The following is an 8,106-nucleotide window of genomic DNA, read 5'->3' on the forward strand; positions in this document are numbered from 1 at the left end:
GAACTGTTCGCAAAACTGCTGGTGACCTTCCCAAACCTGTCCTTCCTGATAGGGTTGAATTGAGAGACTATCGATAAAAACTGGTTTTGAGCCTTTGAATTGAATGTTATAAGCACTTGCATCGGAGAACATCAGGTTCTCTTTCAGTGCCTGGGACTGGAGGTCTAGGTGTAACAAGGCTGCTTTTTGAAGCATGGAAAAGCACCACTCGTATGGATATGAGATAAAGGGTAAAAGAGGGTGCTCGACTATATATTCAGGTTGAAATCCGGGTGTTTCAAGAGTGGAAGGGTCTACTTCGATGGATTCTATAATCTTACCAAGGTTTTTCATGTTTGAAACAAACCTGGTGTCTCGAACAACCTGGTAGTTTTCTGCCCCCTGTTCAAAAATCAGTCGAAAGATACGTTGGCCTTTTTTAAAAACTCTACCTCTGGGATCGCGAAAAGAAGCAGGGTCTGGAATGAGACTCAATGGGGGTCACTCCTTATGAGATGCTTCATCCTTTTCAGGACTTGGATTCGTTCTAAAAAAACTTTTCAGTTTTTTCCAATAGAGTTTAAATACTACCATCACACCAGCAACTCCACCCATGATTAACTGGGCTAACATACTGCCTGCTCCGGGGTCGAGATAACAATAAGCGGGTTCTACAAAAATAAAGAAAAAAGTCAGGAAAAAGAAAAAGTATTTCATGGTTTTAACAGCGGAAATACGGCTTGTTGAAGCTGGCGGATAATCATAAAATGGTTCAGAATTGCCATAAGGGTTGTATATGCTATGAATAACTTTCCAAAAATATTTTTTCATATTTTTGTCCTTGCCGGGCTGGCACTGTCCCCATTATATGGTGTTCTTTCCAACGAGCCCAATTTCTTTTTGGCTCATAATTCGGAGCCTGTCGATATATTCCTGATGATAGGAATGATTTCTTTTGTATTTCCATTTGTTATAGCGTCACTCGTGTCTTTTATATTATATCCTTTTGCTAAAAATAAAGTTTTATCAGAAGGAATCTTTATGTCTCCTCTTGCGATCATAATTCTTCTTCCGTTCGTGAAAATTATTGCGGATGAAAGTGTTTTGGGGTCAATTTCAGGGGCGTTATTGATAGGCCTGGTTTTTTCTTTTATTTATGGGAAGTTTACGGCTCCAAAATATTTTTTAAACTATTTTTCTCCGGCAATTCTAGTTTTCCCGGTATTATTTTTATTTGAGCCTAAAATATTTGTTCTTGCAGTTCCTGAATATACAGAAGCAGACTATCCCAAAGTTTCAATTCCTTCGGACACCCCTGTAGTTTTTATTTTGTTCGATGAATTTCCCCTTGCTCCAATTTTGGATGAAGATCTGAACATTGATATGCATGCTTTTCCAAACTTCGACAGACTTTCGAAAATATCAAACTGGTATCGAAATGCATCTACAAACTATGCATTTACAGGGCCTTCAATAAGGAGTGTTCTTACAGGAGTGTGGCAGGATAATTCCCGCTTTGGGACATACAAATATTTTCCAAATAACCTGTTTACCTTGTTAGGGAACGATTATAAGGTTATGGCCCACGAATCAGCGGTCAGACTATGTCCACCTACTATTTGCTTAAGTCAACAAGAACCTGATGAGGTGACTAGTGGTGAAATATTCTGGAAAGATGTGGCTGCTATTTATCTTAACCGGATTCTTCCTCAGCCAAAAAGCTTTAATATTCCAGATGTATCCCAGGGCTATAAGAACTTTTGGGGAAGGAAAAATTCAATTGCCAGTGAGAAAGTGAGTTTAGTTAGAAAAGATTTTGTGATTCCTTTTCTTGCTCCTGAGTTCAAACAGCGTCAGATTGATGGGAGGGAAGATATTTTTGAAAACTTTTTGGAAAGCCTTAACTCTGCTGCTGGAAAGAAATTTTATTTCCTGCATATACTCTATCCCCACAATCCTTATAGATTTTTAACTTCTGGAAAAAAGTATGACCTTGTTGGAGAATTTGACAACATAGGTATGAATGAAGATCTACCAAAAGGAGGAATGTGGTCTAAAAATATAAATTTAATTTCTTTTCAAAACCAGAAACTTATCAATCAGCTGGGGTATACAGACCATTTGATAGGAAAGTTATTGGACCGTCTTGAAGAGAAAAATCTTTTAGAACCATCATTGTTCATTTTGGCTGCAGACCATGGTGTGTCTATTAAAGCTGGAACGTTTCGCCGGGAGATAGATGTTAATTCATTGGGCGATATCGCATCTATACCTCTTTTTATTAAACTTCCAGGACAGAAGGAGGGGAGAGTGAGTGATTTGCCAGCTACCTTATTGGATGTTCTGCCTACTTTGGCAGATGTTCTGGGAGTAGAAATACCATGGGAATTGGAAGGAAAATCACTGTTGAATAATTCTTCCGGGACACGTGAAAGAATTATTCATGATTCTATGATTAGACCCTTTCCGGTTCCAAACGATTTAAGGGAGTCTTTGCTTGATGGAGTAAAAAGAAAACGGGATTTATTTGGCAAGTTTGAAGGCTGGGACAGATTTCGACTGCATGATGAAGATGCACATTCTTTCATGGATAGACCTGTGGCAGATTTCAAGGTTCAGCCAATGGAAAGTATTAAAGTGCATCTGGATTCGGGTTCTCAGGTTGAGACAAGGCCGGGTGTTTTACCTGCAATCGTTAAGGGTAAATTAGTTGGAATTGATGATAAAGATAATTGGGCATTTTTAATTGCCGTGAATAATATATTTCGGGCCGTATCTCCTGTCATCAATATTGAGGATAGCGATAATATCCTGTCGTTGTTACCAGAAATAGCATTTAAGAAGGGAACTAACGAAGTGGATATATATTTAATTAACAAGGATTCTAATAAGGGAGATAAAGTTTTTAAACCTCTATTGAATTAAAGAGGTGTATATTTTACATTCGTAACTTCTGGAAAAATCCCTTTAATGTTTCTTTAATCGGGTTACCATCTATTTCTGATAATTCTTTGAAGAGTTCCTTTTGTCTTTTGTTCAAGTTTCTGGGGGTTTCTACAATGAAGTGAATGACTTGATCGCCCCTGCCATGTCCCCTCAATTGAGGCACTCCGGCTCCGGGAATGCGATAAGTTTCATTGGTTTGCGCTCCGGCTGGAACAGATATAACCTGTGTTTTTCCTTTATCGACAAGAGGAACCTGGATTTCAGCGCCCAAAGCCGCTTGAGAAAATGTCAGCTTGAGGCGGCAATGGATATCGTGTCCTTCCCGGTGAAAAGAGTCATGTGCTGCAACATGCATGATGACATAGAGGTCTCCAGGTGGTAGGCCCTGAGGTCCGGGTTCCCCTTCACCTTTTAGTCTGAGCCGTGAACCATCATCTACACCTGCTGGGATATTGATGGATAATTTTTTATTTTTAAGAACCCGCCCGTCTCCATGGCATTCCTGGCAGGGATGGGTGATTGTTTGGCCGGCTCCCCGGCAGTCAGGACAAGTGGACTGGACACTAAAAAATCCCTGAGCACGGATCACCTGACCCGTTCCTCTGCAGGTTCCGCAGGTTTGGGGACTGTGGCCGGGTTTTGCTCCAGAACCTCTACAGGTTCCACAGGGATTATGTTTGCTGACTTCGACTTCTTTTTCTATGCCAAATATTGCTTCTTCAAAAGTGATGGAAATATCGAGTCGTAAATCTGACCCTGTTCTCTGTTGCCTTCCACCTCCACCAAAGAAATCACCAAATATGTCCCCAAACTGAGAGAAGATATCGTCAAAACCACTGAATCCACCAAATCCGCGCCCTTTAAGGCCTTCGTGCCCAAACTGGTCGTAGATTTGCCTTTTTTCAGGATCCTTTAAAACATCATAAGCTTCGGATGCTTCTTTGAATTTGTCTTCGGCCTCTTTATCGCCAGGGTTTTTATCTGGGTGGTATTGGAGAGCTTTTTGCCTGTAGGCTTTTTTCAGTTCGCTTTCATTCGCATTTTGAGAAACACCGAGCACTTCATAATAGTCACGTTGGGTCATAAGTCGATTTATTTCCAGAGAGAATTAATTCTTTTTATACCACCTGCCCTATGGGAGGAAAGCACCTTATTTTACTAAATGGGCCACTTTTACTTTGGCAGCCTTGATCAGTTTTTCCTTGAAAATATAACCCGGTTCGAGTTCTTCAACAATCATATTATCCTTTTCAGGATCAGTAGTGTCCTCTGTCATGAGCACTTCGTCCGTATTCGGGTCAAACTTTCTGTTCTGGGTATTGATTTGTTCCACCCCGTTATTTTTCAGTTCCCGGGCATACTGCTTGGCTACCAGTTCCACACCTTTCTGGAGGGCTTCCAGATCCTTACTTGAATGGGTGTTTTGAATAGCTCTATTTAAATTGTCTAGAATTGGAGTCAACCGGGAAAACAAATTCGCCTTGAACTGATCCAGGCGAATGTCATTATCTTTTTCGAGGCGTTTTCTGAAATCATCGTTTTCACCTGATTTCTCTTTATAAGCAGCTATGTATTCACGCAGACGTTTGTCCTTTTCTTCAGCCTCCTGCTTGAGTTTTTCTACATATGTGGGCAGTCGATCTTCAATGTTAGCCTCGGCATCGTCCACAGCATCATCTTCAAGCAGGGCAGACCTTCTATCAACAATGTTAATGACGGGTTCTTCGTTAGATTTAGCAGATGCTTTTGATTTTTTTTTTGCCATAGGGGTTTTTCAGGTTTATTGGGAATGAAATCGTGCCTCCGAAGAACCCGGAGGCACGTAATTAGTCTTTTTATTTTTTTCCAATATCTTCAAATTCGGCATCGACAACATCATCGTCCGATTTGGTGTCAGAGCCGGTGCTTGAATCGCCCTCAGGAGGCGTTTCTCCACCTGCATCTTGAGATTGGGTATACATAGTTTGAGCCAGTTTATGTGCAACCTGATTGACTTTTTCGATTTGTTCTTTCATAACAGCCATGTCGCCTTCAAGATGCTTTTTGGCTTCCTCAATGGTTTCTTCAGCTTCTTTTACGTCTTCCTCTTTAAGCTTTTCTTTATTTTCTTTCAGGGTTTTTTCCACATTGTAGATTACAGAGTCGAGCTGATTTTTTACATCAATGCTTTCCCTTCTTTCTTGATCTGCTTCAGCGTTTGCTTCAGCGTCTTTAACCATTTGCTCGATTTCGTCCTCATTCAAACCGGTTGAATCAGTGATGGTGATTTTTTGTTCTTTTCCGGTTCCCTTATCCTTAGCGCCAACGTGCAAAATACCGTTGGCATCAATATCAAAGGTCACTTCAACCTGGGGGACACCTCTGGGTGCTGGTGGAATTCCATCCAGATGGAACTTTCCAAGGGAGCGGTTATCCTTTGCCATCTCACGTTCACCCTGTAGCACATTGATCTCAACAGAAGGCTGGTTGTCTGCTGCTGTTGAAAACGTTTCCGCTTTGCGGGTGGGAATGGTGGTATTGCGCTCAATAAGTTTAGTGGTGACTCCTCCCAGGGTTTCGATTCCGAGAGAAAGCGGAGTGACATCAAGAAGAAGAATGTCTTTCACGTCACCGGAAAGTACGCCTGCCTGAACAGCAGCACCAAGCGCAACCACTTCATCAGGGTTTACACCACGATGAGGCTCTTTACCAAAAAGGTCCTTCACCAGCTCTTGAGCTTTAGGGACTCGTGTGGAACCACCAACCAGAATTGCTTCATGAATCTGGTCGGCCTTGAGACCAGCATCCTTCAATGCCTGAAGACAAGGAGTTTTTGATTTGTCCAGCAGATCATCAATCATTGCTTCAAATTTTGCTCGAGAAATTTTGAGGTTCAAATGTTTTGGACCCCCCGCATCAGCAGTGATAAAAGGAAGGTTGATATCGGTCTCATTGGTGGTTGAAAGCTCTATCTTGGCTTTTTCAGCGGCTTCCTTGAGCCTCTGGAGGGCCATATTGTCTTTTGAAAGATCAATACCTTGCTCTTTTTTAAATTCATCTACCAGCCAGTCGATAACCCGCTGATCAAGATTATCACCACCAAGATGAGTATCACCGTTTGTGGCTTTAACTTCAACGACATTGTCGCCGACTTCAAGGATCGAAATGTCAAACGTACCACCACCAAAGTCATAGACTCCTATGGTGTGGTCTTTTTTCTTGTCCAGTCCATATGCCAGTGCAGAAGCTGTAGGCTCATTGATGATACGTTTCACCTCCATTCCGGCAATCTTACCTGCATCTTTGGTTGCCTGGCGCTGGGCGTCGTTAAAATAAGCTGGGACAGTGATCACAGCTTCTGTAACGGGTTGGCCAAGATAAGCTTCAGCAGACTTTTTTAGTTTTTGCAGAATCATGGCCGATATTTCAGGAGGAGTGTAAGATTTATCTCCGGCTTTAATCCGCACCTCATTTTTGGATCCTTGGATAACTTCATAAGGAACCATTTTCATTTCTTCTGCCACTTCATTTAGCGATCTACCCATAAAGCGTTTGATGGAGAAAATCGTATTTTCTGGGTTAGCGATGGCCTGTCTTTTAGCCACCTGACCTACCAATATTTCACCTTCTTTGGTAAAGGCGACAACGGAAGGAGTCGTTCGACTTCCTTCCTCATTAAGAATGACTTTAGGCTCGCTACCTTCCATAACGGCAACCACTGAGTTTGTGGTTCCCAAATCTATTCCTACGATTTTTCCCATGAGATTTGATCCTTTCCTAAATTTTTAAAAATTATTTTTTAAATTTACTGATTTTCGTAAATGGGTGTTATCTATTTGCAATGCTGATATTTAAATAAGATTGACAAGAGATAATGTCAAGCCGCGTACAGGGGTTTTTATTTAATTTATTTTTTGAGTGATATTTATGTCAAATAGCCATAAACTTATTTAATTAAAGAAGTTATGCTGTTTTAGAGGTGAGTGATGGGTATGGCCTGCCCCCAATAAACTGATCCAAAGCCTATGTTAGGATTTGGGTCAAAAACCTTTAGATTAGGGGGGGTAAGGTGGCCAGGAAAAGATATTCATCTGAACAGATTATTGGTTATTTGCGAGAAGCAGAGGTATTACAGGCTAAAGGAAGTAAGATTGGTCAAGTGTGCAAAAAGATAGGAGTAACGGAGCAAACTTATTACCGTTGGCGGAAAGAGTACGGTAGTTTGAGTGTTGACCAAGCTAAACGGTTGAAGGAAGTTGAGAAAGAAAATGCTCGACTGAGAAAGCTGGTAGCTGATTTGTCTCTGGACAAAGCGATTCTAAAGGAAGTAGCTGAGGGAAAGTATTAAGCCCGACAAAGAAGCGTCGAGCTGTGCTTCATGCAATGAAACACTTCGATGTTTCTGAGAGAAGGATTTGTCGTGTATCAGACTAAGGCCTCAGTTTAAGGATCATGTATGGAGTTATGATTTTGTAGCAACGAGAACGGAGGATGGACGACCTTTACGGATTTTAACGTTGATTGATGAGCATACAAGGGAGTGTCTGGCTCTCAAGGTTGCAAGAAAGTTAAATTCTCAAGATGTATTAGAGCAAATTGGGTATCTTTTTATCTATAGGGGGCTTCCAGGCTTCATTCGCTCTGATAATGGTCCTGAATTTACAGCAAAAGCAGTCAGAAGCTGGCTGGAACGATTAGGAGTTCAAACGTTATTCATTGAACCAGGTTCTCCTTGGGAAAATGGATACAATGAGTCATTTAATGGAAAACTCCGAGATGAGCTATTGAATGGAGAAATCTTTACAACTTTACTGGAGGAAAGAATACAATCAGTTTAGACCGCATAGTTCACTGAACTATCAACCTCCAGCACCGGAAACGATTAAGCCAAAGGTGGAAATACTAACTTAAACAGTGGTACAACTAACAGGGGCAGGTCAAGGAAGTTAAACAAAAAAAGCCCGCTTAGCACAAGCGGGCTTTTAAATCTGTTGATCGAATAAATGCAATAATTATTCTGCGTGTTCATCGAGTCCTTGCTCTAATTCTCCCATAAATAAAACGGTATCTTCCTTGGCGGGTGCCGCTTCAGCCTTTTTTCGTGCGGCTATTTCTTCTAGTTCTTCTTTCCCTTCTTTTGTGTAGGCCCAAGGCTCAACACCATCTTTTTTAGCTTTACGGACTGCTTCAGTCACCCTTTTC

5 protein-coding genes and 2 pseudogenes (1 of these 7 cut by a window edge) are annotated in these 8,106 nt (G+C 41.3%); 2 read left to right on the forward strand and 5 right to left on the reverse strand.

The features are described 5' to 3' along the window. Positions 1–480 precede the first annotated feature (480 nt). Positions 481–696, reverse strand: coding sequence for a hypothetical protein (locus tag F3741_09235; GenBank protein ID MZG30970.1), 216 nt, complete (start codon positions 694–696; stop codon positions 481–483). 84 nt (positions 697–780) lie between these two features. Here F3741_09235 and F3741_09240 point away from each other — a divergent pair, with 84 nt between their 5' ends. Continuing rightward, positions 781–2,904 (forward strand): sulfatase-like hydrolase/transferase, encoded by a 2,124-nt coding sequence (locus tag F3741_09240; protein ID MZG30971.1) that lies wholly within the window; start codon positions 781–783, stop codon positions 2,902–2,904. Positions 2,905–2,917: 13 nt separating this feature from the next. Here F3741_09240 and dnaJ read toward each other — a convergent pair whose 3' ends face one another. The 3 genes from dnaJ to dnaK form a co-directional block, all read right to left on the reverse strand. After that, positions 2,918–4,009, reverse strand: coding sequence for a molecular chaperone DnaJ (gene dnaJ, locus F3741_09245; protein ID MZG30972.1), 1,092 nt, complete (start codon positions 4,007–4,009; stop codon positions 2,918–2,920). Between the two features lie 66 nt (positions 4,010–4,075). Next, entirely contained in the window at positions 4,076–4,690 is a 615-nt protein-coding gene (locus F3741_09250; protein MZG30973.1) for a nucleotide exchange factor GrpE, read from the reverse strand. 70 nt (positions 4,691–4,760) lie between these two features. Then, the gene (gene dnaK / locus F3741_09255) at positions 4,761–6,665 is read right to left on the reverse strand and encodes a molecular chaperone DnaK (GenBank protein ID MZG30974.1); all 1,905 of its coding nucleotides are present in this window, start codon (positions 6,663–6,665) and stop codon (positions 4,761–4,763) included. 308 nt (positions 6,666–6,973) lie between these two features. Here dnaK and F3741_09260 point away from each other — a divergent pair. Next, positions 6,974–7,815, forward strand: a pseudogene (locus F3741_09260) (DDE-type integrase/transposase/recombinase). Between the two features lie 101 nt (positions 7,816–7,916). On the opposite strand, the pseudogene F3741_09265 reads toward F3741_09260, so the two are convergent. After that, positions 7,917–8,106 (reverse strand): annotated as a pseudogene (locus tag F3741_09265) (2-oxoglutarate:ferredoxin oxidoreductase); it runs 629 nt beyond the window's last position.

The sequence above is a fragment of the Nitrospinota bacterium genome, assembly GCA_009873635.1.
In the GTDB taxonomy this organism is placed as follows: domain Bacteria; phylum Nitrospinota; class Nitrospinia; order Nitrospinales; family VA-1; genus LS-NOB.

What these genes read in the sequence shown, in the direction of transcription:
- F3741_09235 (MZG30970.1), bottom strand. Translation starts at nt 696, where the DNA reads ATGAAATACTTTTTCTTTTTCCTGACTTTTTTCTTTATTTTTGTAGAA.
- F3741_09240 (MZG30971.1), top strand. Translation starts at nt 781, where the DNA reads ATGAATAACTTTCCAAAAATATTTTTTCATATTTTTGTCCTTGCCGGG.
- dnaJ (MZG30972.1), bottom strand. Translation starts at nt 4,009, where the DNA reads ATGACCCAACGTGACTATTATGAAGTGCTCGGTGTTTCTCAAAATGCG.
- F3741_09250 (MZG30973.1), bottom strand. Translation starts at nt 4,690, where the DNA reads ATGGCAAAAAAAAAATCAAAAGCATCTGCTAAATCTAACGAAGAACCC.
- dnaK (MZG30974.1), bottom strand. Translation starts at nt 6,665, where the DNA reads ATGGGAAAAATCGTAGGAATAGATTTGGGAACCACAAACTCAGTGGTT.